Source organism: Sulfurimonas marina, from assembly GCF_014905095.1.
In the GTDB taxonomy this organism is placed as follows: domain Bacteria; phylum Campylobacterota; class Campylobacteria; order Campylobacterales; family Sulfurimonadaceae; genus Sulfurimonas; species Sulfurimonas marina.
Window position 1 is genome coordinate 1,540,135 of the sequence record NZ_CP041165.1, and the last position, 21,099, is coordinate 1,561,233.

The 21,099-nt window shown below is 35.2% G+C and carries 22 protein-coding genes; 6 read left to right on the forward strand and 16 right to left on the reverse strand.

The genetic code is table 11. The features are described from left to right. Positions 1 to 8: 8 nt before the first annotated feature. Genes xseA through nadA form a run of 15 tightly spaced genes read right to left on the reverse strand, consistent with a single transcriptional unit; the run spans position 9 to position 13,850 of the window. The gene (xseA, locus tag FJR03_RS07845) at positions 9 to 1,259 is read right to left on the reverse strand and encodes an exodeoxyribonuclease VII large subunit (RefSeq protein WP_193112969.1); all 1,251 of its coding nucleotides are present in this window, start codon (positions 1,257 to 1,259) and stop codon (positions 9 to 11) included. Between the two features lie 9 nt (positions 1,260 to 1,268). Beyond that, complete coding sequence (gene ubiE, locus FJR03_RS07850; protein WP_193112970.1) at positions 1,269 to 1,979, reverse strand: bifunctional demethylmenaquinone methyltransferase/2-methoxy-6-polyprenyl-1,4-benzoquinol methylase UbiE; 711 nt, start codon at positions 1,977 to 1,979, stop codon at positions 1,269 to 1,271. A 20-nt stretch (positions 1,980 to 1,999) separates the two neighbouring features. After that, complete coding sequence (gene ribD, locus FJR03_RS07855; protein ID WP_193112971.1) at positions 2,000 to 3,013, reverse strand: bifunctional diaminohydroxyphosphoribosylaminopyrimidine deaminase/5-amino-6-(5-phosphoribosylamino)uracil reductase RibD; 1,014 nt, start codon at positions 3,011 to 3,013, stop codon at positions 2,000 to 2,002. Next, positions 3,004 to 3,456: an LSm family protein gene (locus tag FJR03_RS07860; RefSeq protein ID WP_193112972.1), complete on the reverse strand. Its 453-nt coding sequence runs from the start codon at positions 3,454 to 3,456 to the stop codon at positions 3,004 to 3,006. The genes ribD and FJR03_RS07860 overlap by 10 nt, the downstream gene beginning before the upstream one ends. Beyond that, a complete protein-coding gene (gene rbfA, locus FJR03_RS07865) occupies positions 3,456 to 3,821 on the reverse strand; it encodes a 30S ribosome-binding factor RbfA (RefSeq protein WP_193112973.1) in 366 nt (121 codons plus the stop codon). The genes FJR03_RS07860 and rbfA overlap by 1 nt, the downstream gene beginning before the upstream one ends. Positions 3,822 to 3,824: 3 nt before the next feature. Further along, positions 3,825 to 6,392: a translation initiation factor IF-2 gene (gene infB, locus FJR03_RS07870; RefSeq protein ID WP_193112974.1), complete on the reverse strand. Its 2,568-nt coding sequence runs from the start codon at positions 6,390 to 6,392 to the stop codon at positions 3,825 to 3,827. Then, positions 6,385 to 6,609 carry a hypothetical protein gene (locus FJR03_RS07875; RefSeq protein WP_226962104.1) on the reverse strand — a complete coding sequence of 75 codons (225 nt, stop codon included), beginning with the start codon at positions 6,607 to 6,609 and terminating at the stop codon, positions 6,385 to 6,387. The genes infB and FJR03_RS07875 overlap by 8 nt, the downstream gene beginning before the upstream one ends. Positions 6,610 to 6,669: 60 nt before the next feature. Further along, the gene (gene thrB / locus FJR03_RS07880) at positions 6,670 to 7,551 is read right to left on the reverse strand and encodes a homoserine kinase (RefSeq protein ID WP_193112975.1); all 882 of its coding nucleotides are present in this window, start codon (positions 7,549 to 7,551) and stop codon (positions 6,670 to 6,672) included. Between the two features lie 13 nt (positions 7,552 to 7,564). Further along, positions 7,565 to 8,023: a hypothetical protein gene (locus FJR03_RS07885; RefSeq protein ID WP_193112976.1), complete on the reverse strand. Its 459-nt coding sequence runs from the start codon at positions 8,021 to 8,023 to the stop codon at positions 7,565 to 7,567. Next, complete coding sequence (gene lpxC, locus FJR03_RS07890) at positions 8,016 to 8,900, reverse strand: UDP-3-O-acyl-N-acetylglucosamine deacetylase (protein ID WP_193112977.1); 885 nt, start codon at positions 8,898 to 8,900, stop codon at positions 8,016 to 8,018. Before lpxC ends, FJR03_RS07885 begins: the two co-directional genes overlap by 8 nt. 8 nt (positions 8,901 to 8,908) lie before the next feature. Further along, positions 8,909 to 10,273 carry a peptidoglycan metallopeptidase Pgp6 gene (gene pgp6 / locus FJR03_RS07895; RefSeq protein ID WP_488349768.1) on the reverse strand — a complete coding sequence of 455 codons (1,365 nt, stop codon included), beginning with the start codon at positions 10,271 to 10,273 and terminating at the stop codon, positions 8,909 to 8,911. After that, the gene (locus tag FJR03_RS07900) at positions 10,270 to 10,935 is read right to left on the reverse strand and encodes a hypothetical protein (RefSeq protein ID WP_193112979.1); all 666 of its coding nucleotides are present in this window, start codon (positions 10,933 to 10,935) and stop codon (positions 10,270 to 10,272) included. Before FJR03_RS07900 ends, pgp6 begins: the two co-directional genes overlap by 4 nt. Positions 10,936 to 10,966: 31 nt before the next feature. Next, the gene (flhB, locus tag FJR03_RS07905; protein ID WP_193112980.1) at positions 10,967 to 12,019 is read right to left on the reverse strand and encodes a flagellar biosynthesis protein FlhB; all 1,053 of its coding nucleotides are present in this window, start codon (positions 12,017 to 12,019) and stop codon (positions 10,967 to 10,969) included. 20 nt (positions 12,020 to 12,039) lie between these two features. Then, positions 12,040 to 12,855 (reverse strand): carboxylating nicotinate-nucleotide diphosphorylase, encoded by an 816-nt coding sequence (nadC, locus tag FJR03_RS07910; RefSeq protein WP_193112981.1) that lies wholly within the window; start codon positions 12,853 to 12,855, stop codon positions 12,040 to 12,042. Next, positions 12,852 to 13,850: a quinolinate synthase NadA gene (nadA, locus tag FJR03_RS07915; RefSeq protein WP_193112982.1), complete on the reverse strand. Its 999-nt coding sequence runs from the start codon at positions 13,848 to 13,850 to the stop codon at positions 12,852 to 12,854. Before nadA ends, nadC begins: the two co-directional genes overlap by 4 nt. A 94-nt stretch (positions 13,851 to 13,944) precedes the next feature. On the opposite strand from nadA, the gene plsY reads away from it, so the two are divergent. From plsY to FJR03_RS07945, 6 genes are all read left to right on the forward strand, one after another. Further along, positions 13,945 to 14,559 carry a glycerol-3-phosphate 1-O-acyltransferase PlsY gene (gene plsY, locus FJR03_RS07920; protein WP_193112983.1) on the forward strand — a complete coding sequence of 205 codons (615 nt, stop codon included), beginning with the start codon at positions 13,945 to 13,947 and terminating at the stop codon, positions 14,557 to 14,559. Position 14,560: 1 nt separating this feature from the next. Further along, on the forward strand, positions 14,561 to 14,890 hold the full coding sequence (locus tag FJR03_RS07925) for a dihydroneopterin aldolase (protein ID WP_193112984.1): 330 nt from the start codon (positions 14,561 to 14,563) through the stop codon (positions 14,888 to 14,890). 102 nt (positions 14,891 to 14,992) lie between these two features. Then, a complete protein-coding gene (gene hsrA / locus FJR03_RS07930) occupies positions 14,993 to 15,667 on the forward strand; it encodes a homeostatic response regulator transcription factor HsrA (protein ID WP_193112985.1) in 675 nt (224 codons plus the stop codon). Positions 15,668 to 15,709: 42 nt separating this feature from the next. Next, complete coding sequence (locus FJR03_RS07935; RefSeq protein ID WP_193112986.1) at positions 15,710 to 17,005, forward strand: sensor histidine kinase; 1,296 nt, start codon at positions 15,710 to 15,712, stop codon at positions 17,003 to 17,005. Positions 17,006 to 17,087: 82 nt separating this feature from the next. After that, complete coding sequence (locus FJR03_RS07940) at positions 17,088 to 17,339, forward strand: YfhL family 4Fe-4S dicluster ferredoxin (RefSeq protein WP_193112987.1); 252 nt, start codon at positions 17,088 to 17,090, stop codon at positions 17,337 to 17,339. 5 nt (positions 17,340 to 17,344) lie between these two features. Continuing rightward, the gene (locus FJR03_RS07945) at positions 17,345 to 18,811 is read left to right on the forward strand and encodes a Ppx/GppA phosphatase family protein (protein WP_193112988.1); all 1,467 of its coding nucleotides are present in this window, start codon (positions 17,345 to 17,347) and stop codon (positions 18,809 to 18,811) included. Here FJR03_RS07945 and bamA read toward each other — a convergent pair. Further along, a complete protein-coding gene (bamA, locus tag FJR03_RS07950; protein WP_193112989.1) occupies positions 18,808 to 21,066 on the reverse strand; it encodes an outer membrane protein assembly factor BamA in 2,259 nt (752 codons plus the stop codon). The genes FJR03_RS07945 and bamA overlap by 4 nt on opposite strands. Positions 21,067 to 21,099: the final 33 nt, after the last annotated feature.

The following is a 21,099-nucleotide window of genomic DNA, read 5'->3' on the forward strand; positions in this document are numbered from 1 at the left end:
TTTTCTTCCTAAATTTCTCTTTTTTGTAAAACTTTCGCTGATATAACTACTTCATCACTTTGTGCTTCAAACGTTTCATCTATTTCTAAAGAGTTAAGATCGATCACTTTATGTGCCTGTGATATCTGAGCAAACCCTTTTTTACGTTTTAGTTTCGGATGATTTGATTCCAACATCTTTTCTAGATTACGTACCTGTTCTTTAAAAGAGTTTATGCGATTATCAATTGCTTGAGGATATCTCTCTTGAAGATTTTTAAGCTCTAATGAGAATTTTTGGAGTTTATAACTCATAGATTGATTAAAGCTCTCTTGCAACGTTTTAATACTCTCTTTATGCTGTAAAAGTTTTCTATCCACCGAATGTTGCGCAAACGATTTTTGCAGATGCTGCAGCTCCTGAGTTTTATTAAAAAGTTTTTGCGATATTGAATGGGTGAACTGATCTGAGAGCGAATCTATATATTGATAGAGTTCATTGTTATCGGGTAAAATAATCTCCATAGCGGCACTCGGCGTTGCAGCACGAACATCAGCTACAAAATCTGAGATAAGATAATCTATCTCATGCCCTACTGCAGATACAATTGGTGTAGTTGCATGAAATATAGCATCTGCTACGATCTCTTCATTAAACGCCCAAAGATCTTCTATACTTCCACCCCCGCGTCCAACTACTATTACATCATAGTTCACTAAGTCGGCTTTTTTAATTGCATTAGATATATCAAATGCCGCACCCTCACCCTGAACAAGTACATCGTAAATATCAAGTGAAATATTTCTATAGCGTTTATTTGCTACACGAAGCATATCTTGAAGGGCTGCACCCGTTGCAGATGTGATAAGTGCTATCTTAGATGGAAACTTTGGAAGTGGTTTCTTTATTTGTGGGTCAAAATATCCCTGAGAAGAGAGCTTTTGTTTTAACTGCTCATAGGCTAATGCTAACGCACCCTGCCCGGAGGGTTCAATCATAAAACAGTTTATCTGATAAGAACCGCGCGGTTTATATACTGATATTGCTCCGTCCACTAAAACATTTAGCCCCTCTTCAAGGCGAAACTTCAGTTTTGTAGCGTTGCCTCGAAACATAACACAGCTGATAGCAGAATCTTTATCTTTTAAAGTGAAGTAAATATGTCCTGAGTTATGAAAAGTGATACGTGAGAGTTCCCCTTCAACAAAAACTCTTTCAAAACTGGTTTCTAAAAGGTGTTTTATCTGCTCATTAAGTGCGGATACAGATAATGTTTGCATACTAAAGAACTACTTTTTTCTCGCTATGAAGAGTGTAGAGATATCCATAGAGAAACTTTGTGTATAAAGCATCTCAAAACCAGCTTTTTCAAGCTCAGAACGCATCCCATCGATTGTTACAAAATTCTCAATAGAATCAGGAAGGTATGTATACGCTTCCAAATTCTTAGAGATCGCACCGCCTACGTAAGGTAAAATTTTATGCATGTAAAAGTCTCTAATTTTATCTTTTAAAGTTTTTTTCTCTTGTTTCATAAACTCTAAAATTACAACAAGCCCACCCTGCTTTAAAACTCTGTTAAACTCATAAAAAGCTTCTTGACGCTCGACAACGTTACGGATTCCGTAAGTGATACTAACAATATCTGCTTTATTATCTTCTAAAGGGATCTCTGTCGCCTTAGAGATGTGGTAATGAAAATCAGGAAATTTTTTACGTGCTACGTCAACCATACCGTTTGATGGATCAACACCTACAATTTCATCGATCTTGATATCTGCTTTTGTTGCTTGTTTTTGCCAATGACCCATCATATCACCTGTTCCACAGGCAACATCGATAATTCTGTCAATCTCTTTTTTACCAAGATAGCCATACGCTAAATCACAAGCTTTTTTTCTCCAAGCAATATCTACCCCCATGCTCATCACACGATTAGCAGTATCGTAAGTTGATGCAATATCATCAAACATTGAAACAATTTTTTCTTGTTTTTCCATCTAAAATTTTTCCTTACTCTCTATTTCTGAGCTTTTTTCATCCACATAATTATATCTTCGCCCGCTTTATCTGCATTTAAAATCTCTAACTCATCATCAATATTTTTAAATGCTCGCTCACCACCAATTTTAGGTGCTAAATAACACAGATAAAGGTCTACAAAATCTTTTGTTAATTCATAGAGTATATCACCACCCTCTATCATAATATTTTTATAGTGTTTCATCACATCAAAATTATCTGCTATAAAAACTTTTCTGTTTTCAATACCAAAAAGAGGAATATTTTTATCAAACTCTTTTTCTCGAGAAATTATTAAAACATCAGGTGCTTTACCGTTTACCAAACGTGCATCAAGTGTCGGTCTATCTATTCTTACGGTATTGCCGCCAATGATTAGAAGATCGCATTTATCTCGCATTAAATGCACCTGTTTTTTCGATTCTGCTGAAGAGATCGAGCCTTGATCGAAAGTACCGTTTAGTCTTTGTGCCCATTTGAAAAATACAAATCTACCCTTAATGTAGTTTTTAAACGGTAAGAGTAGATCACTACACTCTTTTTCTAAAACCTGTGTCTCAACTTCAATGTTATTGTTTTGAAGTATCTCATTGCCTTGTGCAGCTTCTTCATTGAAGTCATTTGCACCGACATATACTTTTTTTACACCTAAGCTACTTAGTAAGTTTGCACAAGAGGGAGTTTTACCTACATGTGAGCATGGTTCAAGAGTTGTATAGACACTACACTCGTTAAAAAGATTATTATGGTTTTTGATTAAAAAGGTATGAATATCATGTGAAGTAAATAATTCTAAGATTTCTGAATTGTTTGTGAGTTGATAGTAGGCTTTTTGAAGCGCGTTAACTTCAGCGTGTGGCTCACCTGCTTTATGATGAGCTTCAACCGCTAAAATTTCACCATGTTTTCCAACTACACAGCATCCTACTGCAGGATTTGGATAGGTAAGAACTTGATATTTCCAAGCCTCTTGCAAGGCTAGGTTCATATAAAAGTTATGATCTATTTCCATTCAAAGTAAGTTTTAGCTTTTCTAATGTCGTTAAACTCAATCTCTGTAGTTCCATCTTCATTTTCAAATATGAGTTTAGAACCATCAACATTTACGAGTTTTGCTTTTATTTTTTCATTTTCCATTGTCGTAAAAGCAATGTTTTCATTTACTGATTTTGTAAAATGGTCTAAAGTAGTCAGTTTTCTTTCTAAACCAGGAGAACCAACTTCAAGTCTGTACTCACCTGAAACCGGTGGTGTAACATCTAAAAGAGGTGAGATAAGATGTGTTAGTTCAACACACTCATCCATCGTTACACCTTTTCTTTTATCATCTTCAAATTCAGGAGAGATTACAGCTACTCTATAGATAGTTTCACCAAATTCAGATACAACTGAAGTATCATACAGCTCTAATCCAACAGATTTTACTAAAGATTCTATATCGTTTTGTAAGCTCATTACTCTTCCTCTTTTGTATCTTTTGCTATTTTTTTAAATAACTCTTCGATTGTTTGTGTTTTTTTAAGATGTTCATCAAATTCAAAAGCAAGTTTTGGAGATTTAAACCAACCCTGATCTTTCATACAATAATCTTCAATAATGGGTCTTGCTTTTTTAAGTTGCTTTAGTAAAACTTTTTTTTCTTCTTCATTGAAATATGAAGGATCTACATATACTTTCGCATCACTTCTACCACGTGAACACTTCACAGCTGTTACGCTCAACTCATGTAAACGTCCATCGTTAAGTTGTGAAAGCGCTTCAGGGATCAGTTCTTCAAGAACCGACTCCGTACGTTTAAGTTTGATCTGTGCTTCAGTCATTATTTACAGGCTTACTTTTTGCTCAACTTTTTTGAATGTTTCGATTACATCGCCAACTTGTACATCTTCGTAGTTAGAGATAATAACACCACACTCGTAACCGTTACCAACCTCTTCAACATCATCTTTGAATCTTCTAAGACTTACAAGTTCACCCTCAAATGCAACAACACCTTCGCGGATAACACGAACAAGTCCACCACGAATCAGTTTACCGTCTTCAACTACACATCCTGCAACCATACCTTTAGGTGATTTAAATACGTCACGAACTTCAGCTTGACCTGTATTTTCCTCAGTAAATTTCGGTGCCATCATACCTGTCAGCATTCCAGTCATGTCATCAAGTAATTGATAGATAATAGAGTATGTTCTAATATCTACATTTCTTTGTTTCGCTAACGCTTTAACTGAACCAGTAGGACGAACGTTAAATCCAAGAAGTACACAATTTTCAGAGTTTCCAACTAGTTCAACGTCATTTTCAGTAATTCCACCTACACCGCTAGAGATAATGTCGATTTTAACCTCTTCATTTCTAAGTTCTGATAATGAAGATTTGATAGCTTCAAGTGAACCGTGAACATCTGTTTTAAGTACAACTTTAAGAGATTTAAGACGTCCCTCTGCGATCATGCTTGTCATATCTTCTAAAGTAGATTTCGTAGATTTACTTAACTCTTTATGTCTATCGTACTCATAACGTTTTTGAGCGTACTCTTTCGCTTCTTTATCGTTTTTCATAGCCATCATAATCTCACCTGCAGCAGGTACTTCATTAAGACCTACTACAACTGCAGTATGTGATGGTGGAACAGATTTAATCTGTTTTGAGTTTTCGTTAATAAGTGCTTTAACACGACCATGTGCTTTTCCACATACAACATTGTCACCAACTTTAAGTGTACCATTTTGAACAATTACAGTAGCAACCGGACCACGACCTTTTTCAAGTGAAGACTCAACTACCGCTGCTTTTGCATTTGCATCAGGACTTGCTTTAAGTTCTAAAATATCTGCTGTTAAAAGGATATTTTCAAGAAGATCGTCAAGTCCCATACCTGTTTTTGCAGAAAGTGGAACAAATTCTATATCTCCACCCCAATCAACAGGAGAGATACCACGCTCAGCCATTTGCCCTTTTACAAGGTCAGGGTTTGCTGTTTCTTTATCCATCTTATTTAGTGCTACGATAATTGGTGCACCAGAATCTTTAGCAATTTTAATAACCTCTTCAGTTTGTGGTTTTACACCGTCATCTGCTGCAACTACGATAATGATAATATCCGTAATATCAGTACCTCTTTGACGCATAGAGCTAAATGCTGCGTGACCCGGAGTATCGATAAACGTAATTTCTCTACCGTGTTGGTTAATTGTATATGCACCGATATGCTGTGTAATTCCACCAGCTTCATCTTCAGTAACTTTTGCTTTTCTAATTGCATCAAGAAGTGATGTTTTACCGTGGTCAACGTGTCCCATAATTGTAATAATCGGTGGACGTTCTTCACCCTCTTCTTCTTGAGACTCTGCTTCTTCAACATAGTTAAATTCATCTTTTGGATCGATAATAGTAACTTCAACACCGAATTCTTCAGATAATATCTCAATCTCATCAGCACCTAAGAAGTCATTTTTCGTCATCATCATACCAAGATCGAAAAGAACTTTGATAATGTCACTCATTGGGCGTTTTAATTTTTCTGCGAATTCGTATACACGGATATCTTCAGGGATCTCTACGTGTGTTACAACCTCTTCGCTAGGTTTCTCTTTTGTATATTTTTTACGTTTATCACGAGAAACTTTTCTTGTTCTTGGAGCTTGCTTTTTATTTGCATTTCTTCCGATTGGTTTTGGTTGTTTTGGCTTTCTAGGCTCTTCAGGCTCAATAGCTTGTCTTTCAGTAGCATTCAGGTCAAGTAAAACAACTTGGTCATCCATATCAATAGAAACATCAGCCATAGATCCACCGAAAATATCTAGCTTAGTACCTTGATCTTTTTTAGATACAGGAGCTGTCTTTTCTTTATTTTTCTTCTTTTGTGCTAACTCTTTAAGAGCTTCTTCACTCATTTTTCCGTAAGAAGAAACAACTGCCTCTTGCTTTTTCGGTGCTTCAAAAACTTCCTCTTTAGGTTGTTTTTTCTTTTTAACGATTTTTAAACCAGATTTTTTTACAACCGGTTTGATTCTAGGAGTAATTTCAGCTGTTTTATTTTCCGAAGGTTTTTCTTCTTTAACCTCTTCTGACTTTGCTGCTTTTGCAGGCTCTTCTTTAGCCTCTGAAGTTGTAGAGTTGTCAATTTTTGCTTTTGGTTCTTCTTTTTTAGGAGTTGATTCTTTTTTATCTTCTGTTTTTGCTTTTGTTTTTTTCTCAGGTTTTGCTTGTTCTTCCGATGGTTCACCATTCATGATATAGTTTGCTAAACCTTCTGCTTGTTCCATTGTTACAACACTTTGTGCAGATTTAACATCTATTCCCATCTTATTGGCTTTTTCTAAAACATCTTTAGAAGTAATCCCCAATTCTTTAGCAATTTCGTGTACTCTAACTTTTTCACTCATTAATGACAATCTCCTTTAATTTACTCATAAGTTCATCTTTTTTACCACTACGACACTGTCGCATCAGCGCTTTGGCAATCTTTTTTTCATCATCTAGACAAACTTTACAAAAATAAAAACTTCTTCCAACTCCGCTAAATGCAGATAATTCTCCATCAATACATCTAAGTCTTAAAAGATTTTCCTGTGTATGCTTATCTCTACAAGCTACACACATTCTCGTTGGTCTATAAAAATTTTTCGCCATTATACCCAAATAATACTTGATCTTTACTGTTTATCTTTCGATTATTAAACCGCTATTATCAAAATCTAAAATTTTAACTGCAAATTCCGGAAATTTTTGCTTTAAACGGTTTGCAATCATCGCTGCATCATCATCATATGCAAGTGAGAAGAACGTACTTCCACTTCCAGATAATGTACTCATTAATGCACCACTTTCATACGCAACTTTTTGTACCGAGAAAAGTTCCGGTAAAGTTTTCATTCTCGCTTTTTGATGGAATCTATCCTGAGCTGCAAGCTTTAACATCTCCCAATCTTCATTGAAAAATGCAGCAACTGTTAAAGCAGTATGAGACAGGTTATAAACAGCATTCTCTTTAGAGTATGATTTTGGCAGAATTGTACGAGATTTTGATGTATTCATCTGCTTGTTTGGAATAACTACTACCGCTTTGAGGTAATCCGGCAGATGTTTCTTTTGAGAGAATACTTTATTTTTCTCAATCGTTGCAACATTAAAACCACCCATTACAGCAGGTGTAATGTTATCCGGATGTGGTTCATAAACAAGTGCATGATTTAAAATACGACGCTTTGAAACTCTAATGTTTGCAGCTTCATGTGCAGATGCAATAGCACTTACAATTACTGCTGACGAACTTCCCAATCCTCTAGACATAGGGATAGAGTTATAAAAGGTAAACTTAAAGTTTTGCTTTTTCTTTGTCAATCTTGAGTAATGTTCATTAAAAATACTTACAAAAAGGTTATTCCCTTTTAATCTTGCATTGTTCTCACCTTCACCCTTGATACTCACACTAAAAAACTTTGACGGATGAAATTCAACTCTATTTCTTAAATCAACTGCCAGACCTAAAGAATCAAATCCCGGTCCTAAATTTGCAGATGTAGCTGGTACACTAATTATCACTAATACTTCCCTATTAAACGGCAGCTATTTTGTATAGCGGTGCTGTTTCCTTACTAAAATCTTTATACTCGAGTAGATCGGGGAGTTTAAAACTCGCCACCGGTACTGTTTCTAATTTTTCTGTTTTTATATCATCTTGCATTTTAACAAAAAATAGCTTTCCTATCGCTTTTATAGGTTCATTATTATTAAAATAAAAAGCATCTCTTGCAAACAGCGGTATATCTTTTAACACACTTAACGATTTTAAGAAGATATATGCTACTTTAATTGCCATAAAACTTCCCGGTCCGTTAACATAAAACAGTGCGTTAAGATCATATTTTTGTAAAATATCTTCAAAAATTTCAGGAAGAATATCTGAACTTTTTTCCTCAGATTCGATCACTTCGATCAGTTTTTGTTCTTCATAAATTCCAATCATTATCGGTGAAGTTAAAGTGATACAAACAACATCAACTTTTTTACGCATATGCTTTTTCTAACTCTCTTAACTCTTCACCTACAAGCTCAATAACTTCATAGTTTTCAGGGTCTTTCAATAGCTCTAATGTCAGTTTGTGGTTAAGATCATGACTTCCGGCAAACGCTTCATAGTTTCCTATAAAATTCATACCTATTAAACTCATATCTCCGATAGCATCTAAGATTTTATGACGTACAAACTCATCATCATAACGCAGACCTTCCGGATTTAGAATCTTTTTTTCATCTAGTACAACAGCATTTTCCAAACTACCGCCAAGTGCCAGACCTTTTGAACGAAGGTATTGTACTTCATGTAAAAATCCGAAAGTTCTAGCACGAGAAATCTCTTCTTTGTATGATTGTTTTGTAAACTTTAATACATATGCTTGTTCTTGAATTACCGGATGTGGAAACTTGATCGTGAAATCGTAACTGAGATCTTTTGCAGGTGAGAGTTTTACATACTTATCACCCTCTTTTATTTCTATCTCTTTTTTGATTCTCATAATACGTTTAGGCTTATCAAGCTCAACAACTTCTGCTTCATCTAAAAGCATACAGTAACTTGCACTGCTTCCGTCCATTACCGGTACTTCATCGGCATCTACAACAACTCTTAAGTTATCAATACCGTAGGCATACACAGCTGAGAGAAGATGCTCAATTGTAGAGATTACATATCCATCTTTCCCTATAACCGTAGCCATCTTTGTATCTACAACATTCTCAGGTACCAGTGGAATTGAAACATCTACATCGCTTCGATAAAAGACAATGCCACTTTCTGCTTCTAAGGGTTCTAGTCTTAATTTAACCGGTGAACCTTTGTGCAGTCCAATTCCTACGAGTTCAACACTCTTTTTTATAGTTGTTTGATACATATCAGCCTCTATCTTTGATCTATAATTTTTTTAGATTCTTTAATTATATCACTTATATTTAATTTTATCCACTGTGAATCCATCCACTCCTGCGGACGAACTTCGATCCCTTGAACCAATACACCGAAGTGAAGGTGATCACCCATTGCATATCCGCTTTTACCAGTGTTTGCAATTTTAGAGTTTGCCGGTACATGTTCACCCATACTTACATCAACACTAGAACAGTGTCCATAAAGAGTATAAAGTCCTAAGCCGTGTGAAATAATAGGCATATTTCCGTATAATCCATTATAGTCCGTAAATACTACATCACCACCATTTTGTGTCTTAATAGGAGCCATTGCATAACTTGCCAGATCAAGTCCCATATGATACGCTTCACTTACAAACTCATTGTCATAGTAATATTTTCTGTGATCACCGAAATGAGCAACAACTTGTCCATTTTTCAGAGGATAGATCTTTTTCATTTTAAAGTCACTAATCATCTCATCTGAAACTTTAGAAGTGATCTCATGGATTAACTTCTCATTTTTAGCACGTACATCCTCATTAATCAGTTTAAACTGCTCTAATGAACCGTCAACACCTTGTGTCTCTTCAAACTCTTCAGCTAAATCGTAAATTTTCCCTTTTAAAAACTTGTCTGAAAGATTAATTTTTGAAACCTTATATGTCTTCTCTTTGAGGTATAATGGTACATAAGACTTAGCTACATTTCCTGCACTGTCTTTTGCTATTACCGTTGCTTTAAAGCCTCTGTCTATTACAGGCCATGCTAAAAGAGCTATGTAGTAACCCTCTTTATAAAAAGGTTGTGCTTTAAACTTTTTATTATTGTTTCCAAGTACATAAAAATCTTCAAGATTCTCATCTTTTACACTAAAGATAACAAGTGCAGAACCACCACGAGAGATCTTATATGAATTGTTAATAATACTAACATTAGGTCTTTTTTTGTCGATAGTAAGTTTATAGAGTTTTAATGCCGTATTACCGTTTAACATATTCCACTTACTAGTATCGTTTGCTTCTACGATAATCTCTATTTGCTTATCTTTTAAAGCATACATACCTCTTGGAGGTTCAATCGAGAGTTCAAGCGAATTCATTGGAGTGATCAGTTGTTCATATTGCAGCTGTTTCATCCCTTTAGAAGTTTTCATAGAGATTTTGTAAGATTTAATTCCACTAGTATCACTAATTGTCAGGTTTAAAGGCTCTTTTAAATTCCAAAAACCGTTAGTTTTTAAAGTAACCTCAGGTGCAACTCTTTCAAATGTAGATGAAAAGTAAATATATAAACCTCCACCTATTAGTGCCATCATTAAAAATAGTGTTACGAACGACGAATTATTTTTTTTTCTCAATTGTATCCCTTTATCTCTTTTATTACTTTGTTTTCATCCTGCTTAATCAGAACAACTCTATCTACATGTACTATCTCTAAAAGCTCTTTAGAGATAAAAAAAGCATCCTCTAAACTTGCACCGCTTTTTTTAAGTATCTCATCATCAATGTACACCTCTGCTAAAGTACCATCTTCTTTTAAAAGAAAATTAGCAAACATTTCGGCTCTCATTCTAAAAAGTGCCAAACTTCTGCTTTCTCTTAGAAAACGGTAACATAATTGGCAGTCTGCTCCAAGTACAATCAGTTCACTGAGTACCGAAAGCTTTTTAGATTCACATAAAACACTCTTTATTTCATCTTCAATAAGAAGTGAACTATAAAAAGCGGTTGCCATTTTGGCATTAATCTTAATCGATTCCGACTGAAACTCTTCATAAACTCCTAATGTATCTAAAGAGATTTTTATCTCAAGATCACAAGAGCTGGGTACTTGTTTTCGTACTTTACCAAACCATGGTAAAAAAGCAAACTTTCTATCAAGCTCTTCATCTACTACCAAAGATACTTTCTTATGGAGAGTAAGTATGTATGAGTAAAGTACATTAGCCAACGAAAATGACTTATTATCACTAATAAGAACAATATGTTTACTTTCTTTTATCTTACTAAGTTCAATCAAGAGTCTGCTACTTTTTAAGTGAAATTATAGCCTATCTTTTATTCATCTTGTAAACATATGCAAGAACTTCTGCGACAGCAGCAAATAGAGCTTCAGGAATCGGTTTATCGATCTCCACGTCACTATATAAACTACGAGCAAGCGGTGGATTTTGTACAATATGTACATCATTTTCCCGTGCAATTTTTTTGATCTGCTGTGCAATATTGTCTACCCCTTTGGCAACAACTATCGGTGCACTGAATTTTTCCTGATCGTACTTGATAGCAACTGCGTAGTGTGTCGGATTGGTAATAACCACATCAGCTTGAGGAACTTCCGCCATCATTCTACGACGTGCTGTTTCCATCTGTATCTGTCTTATTTTTGACTTAACAAGAGGATCCCCCTCCATATTCTTCATCTCATCCTTAACCTCTTGCTTAGACATTTTAAGTCCGTCAAAATATTGTTTTCTGACAATAATAAGATCGATGATAGCAAAAATAAAGATAATCAAAAGCATCACAAGAGAGATAATTATCATCTTATCTTTTAGCCAATAAAGCTGCTGATCTAATCCAAAAAGTGCAACTGTCGGCAACTCTAAAATAAAGTAAAAGAAAAAAACAAAGCCCACACCCAAAGTGGTAAAAGACTTAAAGGTAATCTTGATTCCCTCTATCAGTTTTTTAAGGGAAAAAAGATTCTTTGTACCCTTAATAGGGTCTATCTTTTTAAGATCCGGAACAATAGCTTTTGTTGTAAATAAAAAGCCGAATTGTGCGAATGCTGCAATAATACCCGCGATAGCAACTGCAATAGCAAGAGGCATCATCATAAGTAGCACTTCCCGAATTGTCACCAATACGATATCCATAACAAATAATTTATCGACAGGTGTACCAACTAGCGAAAAGTAGTACTGAAAAAGTAATATCATATGTTTTGAGATAAAGGGGAAAAGCATCAATGTAGCTAAGATAGCTACAAATAAAGTGATAACACCTGAAGCATCTTGAGATTTTGGAACATTCCCCTCTTTTCGGGCATCCTCAATCTTCTTGGCGGTGGGTTCTTCAGTCTTTTCTTGATCGTCAGCCATCTAAACCCACTTCTGCTTTATTAAGAGATTTTCATAGAAAGGTCTATCCAGTTTGCCTGATGGATAAGTGAACCGGAACTTATAGCATCAACACCAGTTTTTGCATAAGATTCGATAGTTTTAAGTGAAATATTACCACTTGCTTCAATTAGAATGTATGGATGATTTGCATCACGATACTCTACAACCTCTTTTACCTGCTCGGGAGTCATATTGTCACACATTACAATATCTGCTTGTGCTTCAAAAGCCATTTTTGCGATCTCCAGTGTTTCAGCTTCCACTTCAATCTTTGCAGTAAACGGGATCACTTTTCTTGCTTTTGCAATATATTCTGAGAGATTCTCGATAGTTTTTAAATGCGTATCTTTAATCATTAAAGAGTCATCAAGCCCCATTCTGTGGTTTGTAGCCCCTCCGCATCTTGTCGCATATTTCTCAAATACACGAAGCATCGGGCGAGTTTTACGAGTATCTAAAAGTTTTACACCGTATGGTGCAATAATATCTGCATATTTTCTTGTAAGAGTTGCAATAGAGCTTGCATGAAGCGCAAGATCAAGTAGTGTTCTTTCTGTTTTTAAAACATCGTGAGATGAACCGTTAATGATTGCAATCACATCACCCTTAACAAATGTTTCACCATCTTTTTTACCCCAAATAACTTCAAGGTTTTCCTCTTTAGCTAAAGCATTTATGTATGTAGCCCCTGCGAAAACACCGTCACATTTTGCAATGATATCCGCTTTTGTAGGTACACTCTCTTCAACTAAAGCATAAAGATCACCACGCCCTACATCTTCAGCAAGTGCTGCTTTTACAAACTCTTTAATCATAATGCCAACATTCTTTCTAACGCAATTTTTGCCCATTTTTGAGTCGATTCATCAACTTCGATCTCATTGATAGGTGCACCGTCTTCGATAGATTTCAGAGTCAAGTAAACATCTTCTAAAGTTGTCTCGTTCATTGTAGGACACTCAGGTTTCGTTGAACTTAAAATATATGTATTTTTCGGACGTAAACGGTTTACCATGTTGAACTCTGTTCCCACTGCCACTTTTTGTTCCTCAGGAAGTTCAGTGATATATTTGATAAGTTGTGAAGTTGAACCCACAAAATCACTCGCATCACAAATAGCAGGATCACACTCTGGGTGTGTAGCTATTTTAATTCCCGGGTATTTTTTTCTATAAAACTCTATATCTTCAACCGTGAAAAGCTGATGTACCGAACAAAAACCGTCATAACAGATAATATCTGCCTCTTTAGGATCACCACCTTGACCAATAACCATAGATTTTAGTCCCATTTGGTTTGCAATGTTTTGTCCTAAACAACGATCCGGAACAAATAAGATCTTTTTACCCTCTTTTAATGCAGTAGTAATAATCTTTTTAGCATTAGAGCTTGTACATACCATACCACCCATCTCACCAACTTTTGCTTTAACATCAGCGTTAGAGTTGATATATGTAATTGGCAAGATATTTTCACTTGCAATTCCGTTATCGTTTAAAAACTTTACAGATTCATCATAATAAAGTGAATCGATCATTCTAGCCATTGCACAACACGCTATCTTTGGCATTACAACACGTTTTTCAGGACTTAAAACTTTTACACTCTGTCCCATAAAACCAACACCACAAAAGAGTACAAACTCTGCATCGTCAGCTTGAGTTCTCATAGCAAGCTCAAGTGAGTCTCCTGTAATGTCGGCAATTTCGAACACTTCATCACGTTGATAAAAGTGTGCGACAACCGTAACACTCAGTTTGTCCTTTAATCGTTGTATCTCTTGTTTTAATTCTTCGTTACTTAATTTCAAAAAATATCCTCAAATTAATAGTGTTGTAATTATATCAAAATTTATTTAGCATAATAAGTGTAAAATACGCCCATTAAAAAATTTAAGGTTATATATGGATTTCTTATTTAACATAAACGTACAGTTTTATATTACTGCATATTTAGTTGGAGGTATCCCTTTTGGTTTACTTTTAGCAAAAGCTTTTGCAGGTGTTGATGTAAAATCAGCAGGGAGTAAAAGTATCGGAGCAACAAATGTTTTACGTGTTGTAAAAGAGACAAACCCTTCACTGGCAAAAAAACTCGGAGCTGCCACTTTAGCGCTTGATGCAATTAAAGGGGTAGCAGTTCTTGCTGTTGGATATTTTGCAGGAGTGAGTGAAGCAACAATGTGGGCTATCGCAGTGTTAGCCGTAATCGGACACTGTTTTTCACCGTACTTGGGACTTGAAGGTGGTAAAGGGATCGCAACAGGAATGGGTGTAATGATGTTTATGCTTCCTATTGAAACGATTATAGCTCTTGTTGTATGGGTAGTTATGGCAAAAACTGTGCGTATCTCATCTGTATCTTCTTTAACGGGTGTTTTAGCTATGTTGATCGCAAGCTTCTTTATCCATCCCGACATTGCACATGCACCTGTTGTTTTTATAGTATTTATTCTGTTTTATAAACACATTCCAAATATTGTTCGCCTCGTAAAAGGTGAAGAGAAACGGGTGATCTAAGTTGAAGATCTATGTTGAAGATTTAAGATTCCAATGTATCATAGGGATCTTAGATTTTGAAAGAGCAACTCCTCAAGATGTTATAGTTAATCTCGAACTGGAATACGACTTCCAAAAGGAGTTTATTAACTACGCTGATGTTGCTTCAAATATCAAAAAAACTATGATAAATGAAAAATTTCTTCTTTTAGAAGATGCAATTGATAAAATTTCTAAAAATTTACAAGAAAATTTTCCAACTATCGACACCCTTAAGCTAAAAATCACAAAACCCTCTATTTTACCCGATTGCGTGGTAAGTGTAGAAGACTCATTTCATTTCAAATCTTAAATAAAACTTCACTTTTCATTAAAAAAAATTGAAAAAAACTTTAAAGTTACCTAAAATTATGCTATTATTCCGCACAAATATTTAACTCATAGGAAATAATTAATGCGTATTCTTATTATAGAAGATGAAGTAACATTAAATAAGATGCTTGCTGAGGGACTAAAAGAGTTTGGTTACCAAAGTGATGTTGTTGAAACTTTAAAAGATGGTGAATACTACCTTGACATCCGTAACTACGATTTAGTTCTTATGGACTGGATGCTTCCGGATGGTAACTCTGTAGATATCATTGGCGATATCAAAGCAAACACACCAAAAACAGTTGTTGTTGTACTTTCTGCTAGAGATGACAATGAAAGTGAAATCGAAGCACTTCGTGCCGGTGCTGATGACTATATCAGAAAACCGTTTGATTTTGAAGTATTAATTGCTCGTTTAGAAGCAAGACTTCGTTTTGGTGGAAGCAATATCATCGAAATCGAAGATTTAACAATCAATCCTGAAGAGGAAAAGATCACTTACAAAGAGACTGAGATTGAATTAAAAGGGAAACCTTTTGAAGTACTTACTCACCTAGCTCGTCACCGTGATCAAATCGTATCTAAAGAGCAACTTTTAGATGCTATCTGGGAAGAGCCGGAACTTGTAACTCCAAATGTAATTGAAGTTGCTATCAACCAAATCCGTCAAAAGATGGATAAACCTTTAAGCATTACTACAATAGAAACTGTTCGCCGCCGCGGATACCGTTTCTGTTTTCCAAAAGAAGTAAGCTAAATAATGGTATAATCTCCTAAAAATCTTAGGGGATTATCACACATGTCACGACAACAGAGTATAAGAAAGAACTTCTTAGTTCAACTGTTAATCTCCTCTGCCTCACTCATATTAATATTTTCATCACTTTTATACTTTTATATTGAAAAATCTATCTATGATGAAAAAAGAGACGAACTTATCCATTATGCGCAAAATATCTCTAACTACAAAGCGGTATATGATTTCGGTGAACTTCCAGACAGCTTTTTATCTCTAAATATTGAGGTTATCTCTCTCATCTCCCCTACAGATCAGATCGATGTATACGAAAAAACTTCAGGTAATAAAACTTATTTAACACTCATCTACCCTTTTGATACAAAACAAAATGTTTACCTGAAACTTGTCAAAGATGTATCTCCGACAAAAAAGCTCCTTAAAAAGATTGTGAATTACATCTTCATCATCAACATAGCAGGCTTTTTACTTGTTATCTTATATGCAATTGCTCTTTCAAAAATGTTGGCTTCACCTATTAAAAAACTGAGTCAAGATCTGGCCAATATGAATGAACATCTTATGAAGCCTATTCAAATGGATGAGATTCCACAAGAGTTTGCCCCACTTGCAGGTACGATCAACCACCTTATTGCAAGGATTCAAAACTTTGTAAAGTACCAAAAAGAACTCTTTATAGGAACTGCTCATGAGTTAAAAACTCCCCTTGCGGTTATCAAGCTTAAAAACCAGGTAACGTTAATTAAAAAACGCTCTGCCGAGGAGTATATAGAGGCTATTAATACTACCAATAAAACGATTGACGAGATGAATGTGATTGTATCAAATATCTTAAATATCGGACGTCAGGAGGGTGCACAGCTTGATCAGCCTCAAGAGGTAGACGTGATTGAACTTCTCAAGCAAAAAGCAAATGATTTTCAACTTCTAGCAGAAAACGAAGGCAAAAGGTTAGAAATAAACTTTGCCCCAGATGTATTTATGGCGACACTGCAGGTTGGTCTATTAAACCAAATCATTCAAAACTTTTTACAAAATGCTCTAAAGTTTACACCTCAAGAGAAAAAGGTGATTTTAAGAAGTTCTCAGGATGATTACGGACTTTTAATCGAAGTTATTGATGAAGGGTGTGGAATTGATGAAAGCGTTGATCTTTTTGCACCGTTTAAAAGACAAGGGAACAAAAGCGGTGTAGGACTTGGTCTCTTTTTAGCAAAAAGTGCTGCCGATGCTTTAGGTGCCAAAATCAAGCTAGAAAACAGAGATGACGGGGTTGATGGTACAAAAGCTACATTACAACTCAATTCTCAATTATCTTGTATAATTCCTCAAAAATAGATCGCTTTCAAATTTACTAAAGGTTTATTTTGTTATAAATCGGACACGTAAAACAAACTAATATACTATAAGGTTTTTGAATATGGCATTATTAATTAATGATGAATGTATTGCATGTGATGCTTGTCGTGAAGAATGTCCGACAATGGCTATAGAAGAAGGTGATCCAATCTACTTCATCGATCCGGACAGATGTACTGAGTGTGTTGGTGTTTATGATGAACCTGCATGTATCTCTGTATGTCCTGTTGATTGTATTGTTCCGGACCCGGATAATGTTGAAACAATTGCTGAATTAAAATTCAAATATAAAAACTTAGACTTAGAAGAGTAGTCAACTTGGCAAAGCGCGTTTCCGTGATAGATATCGGTTCTAACTCAGTTAGAATGGTTATCTATGAAAAAACTTCACGCTTTGCGTTCCACCTATTACACGAAGAGAAATCTAAAGTTAGAATATCGGAAAATGCTTACAAGCATGATGGAGTATTGCAAGAGACTCCAATGCAAAGAACATTTGATGCACTTGAAAACTTTTTAAAAATCTCAGATTCTTTCAAAACAAAGAAAGTGTTATGTGTAGCTACTTCTGCACTTCGTGATGCTCCAAATAAACAAGATTTTATCCAAAAAGTCAGACAAAAACTGCGCCTTAATATTAAAGTGATTTCGGGTGAAAAAGAAGCTTATTTCGGAGCTATTGCCTGTGCAAATCTTTTACCCGAGCAACATAATGCCATGAGCATAGATATAGGCGGTGGTTCTACCGAGATCGCTTTTATAGATGCACATAATGTCTCTCATACACAATCACTTAAACTCGGTACTGTACGCCTTAAAGAGTTATTCTTTGATACAAATGATATTGACGGTGCAAAAGAGTATATAAATAAAGAGCTAAATAAAATTCCGACAAAAGAGATATCTGGTTTAGTTGGAATCGGTGGAACGTTTAGAGCGATCTCTTCAGCTATTCAAAAATCACAAGCATACCCTCTTAATAAACTTCATGCATTTGCCTATGAGCAACCGGTTTTTAAAGAGTACATCAATAAAATATTAAATGCTAACGACATAGAGCTAGAAGGACTCTTTATAAAGTCAAACAGATTTGATGTTATAAAGCCCGGAGCACTTATCTTAAAGATGCTGCTGAAAAAGTTTGCTATTACAGACATTATTACAAGTGGTGTAGGTGTTAGAGAAGGTGTTTACTTAGCCGATCTGCTTCGTTCATCGAAACATCAATTTCCTGCCAACTATAACACTTCTGTAAGATACATACTTGATGCACATCTTAGTGATAAAGAGTTTTCAAATAATCTTACTAAACTGTCAAAACAACTATTTGATCTTACGCACAGTTATTTTAATATAGATCAAGTTTATAGAGAAAGACTCTCTATTGCGGCAAAGTTATACCCTACGGGAAGTAATATTCACTTTTATTCACAAAATAAGCATAGTTATTACATCGCTCAGACAGCGCTAGAGTATGGCTTTACACATCAAGATATTACACTTATATCAACACTGATGAAATATGCAAAGAACAAACTTCCTGCACAATCGCACATTGATAAATATCAAATCCTTTTACCAAATGAAGAGACAGTAAACTCGTTAAGCTTTCTTCTCTCTATGAGTATTATTCTTCTGAGTCACAGACCTAGAAACATAGACTTTGAGCTTTCGTTTAATGATGGAGTTTTAGAAGTAAAAAGTAGCAGTAATCTTTATCTTGCAAAAGATAGTGTAGAAAAACTACAATGTTTAAAAGATTTTAGAGTTATATTTAACTCTTAAAATCTTTGTCCCATCGTAAATTCGAATGTTTGCGTTTTATCACCGTCTTGCGGGTTAATCGCTTTTGCAAACATTAACTGAATTGGTCCAACCGGGCTAAACCATTCAATACCTGCACCGTAACCTGCACGAGAGATATCGTTATCTAAAAGTGTCGTATCTGTAACACTTTCACTAATAAATCCCCAGTCTATGTATGTAACAAGACGCATTTTAGCTTTTGGTACAAGTGGGAAACTCACCTCTAAAGAGTTTGAGAAAGTTTGTGTACCACCAATTCTTCTTATACCGTCAGTCCCAGTAGCATCAGCTATTGTTGGAGAGAGTGAGTAAGATTCATATCCCCTTACACTACCGATACCACCCATATAAAACTTCTCAGCTAAAGGTACATACCCGGTATCAAAGATATTATAAAATCTCGCCTTATATCTAAAAATTGCATCAAATCCTACCCATTCGTCTAAACCTTTGTAAGCAGAAAAGTTCGTTCTAGATTTTAAGTAGTTTGCATCTGAACCTATACCGGTTTTCTCAAAACTTTGTGAAAGTTCAAAACCTGTTCTAGGGAGGTAATAATCATCTGTATTATCCCATTTAACACTCACAGTTACACCCGATTTTGCATACTCTTCAAAATAGTAACTTGGGTATTGAGATGTGTTAAAGTCAGATGAGAACGTATATGAGTTTTTAGAGAATCCATACCCTAAATATCCACTGATATATCTAGAAAATCTATGCCCAATTCCAACTGAAGCACCATCTGTTGTTACAGAGTAATCATTGTAATCATAAGAAGAGTGAAAAACTGAAAAGTTTCCTGAAAAGTCGCTATCATTAAGTCTAGGATTTGAAATATTAAATGAAATATTTTTATTTGTTTGTGATTTTTCAGCTTTAACACCTACATTGATACCACTTCCCCAAATATTTCTGTCACTTACGCCAACACTTACAAGAAGTCCACCGTAAGAACCATATCCACCACCAACTTGAATATTACCTGTTGGAGCCTCTTTTACTTTTACAACAAGGTCCATAGTTTGATTATCAACTCTTTTTTCTTCGATCGTATTACTATCGAAGTATCCCAGTCGTCCTATTGCATTTCTTGAATCTTTTAAATCTGTTAAAGAGTACATATCTCCAGGTCCAAGATAAAGTTCACGACGGATTATACGATCAAGTGTTCTTGAGTTTCCAGAGATCGTTACGTTTCTTATCTTTACTTTTTCACCCGGATTGATTTTAAATACAACCTCTACAGTATTATCCTCTTTGTTTTTTCTCAAATCAGGTACAACTTGAACAAAAGCATATGATTGATCGGCAATAAGTGTTTTGATCTTCTCAGCATCTTCTCTAAAAGTTTTAATGTTAAACACTTCATCCGCTTTTAACTCTAAGAGCTCTTCTATCTTCTCATCTTCAATAACATGCTTTACTTGATAGATAGAAACTTTTGAAATTGTATACTGCTCACCTTCAACAATCTGGTAAGACATATCTGCTTTATAACTGTCAAAATTCACTCTAACAAACGGTTCATCAACTTTTGAATCAAGATAACCATGCTGCATATAATAGTCACGTATTCTAAGGTTATCGTACTCTAAATCGCGAAGAGACATCTTTCCATCATTACGACCCCAGAACCATCCCATGAACTGGTGTTCTTTATTTGCAATAACTTCATCAAAATCATCACTGTCTAAACCATATACACCGCTATACTTTAAAGTATCAATAATGATCTCTTCACCCTCATTTACTAAAAAAGTGATCTTGATACTTCCGTTTTCTAAATAAGTTGTTTCCACTTCTACAACAGAGTCAATTTTCCCCTCTTGCGCAATCGCTTCAACTATACGTTTTTTAGCAGCTTCGATCTTCTTCTCATCATATAGTGTCCCTTTTTTTAGCTGGATTACACCGTCTTTAAACTCATCGTCATTTTCTTTATAACCTTTGAGTTCAACCTGAGAGATGATCGCTTTCTCTTTGAAATAATAATTCAACTCACCATCTTCAAACTCTGTCCATACATCATTGAAGTAACCTTGATCGAAGAAAGTTTTTATCGACTTGTCAACCATCTCAACATCTATCTCGTCGCCCTTGTCAAAATCTAACATACGAAGTGCCACACTCTCAGAGATATGTACCATACCATGAAACTTGATAGAGTTCACAACCTCAGCAGCCAAACTAGATGTAAAAACTAAAAATAAAACCGATAAAAATATTTTCATTAAAATTCCATACTTAAAATTGGAGTAGATTTT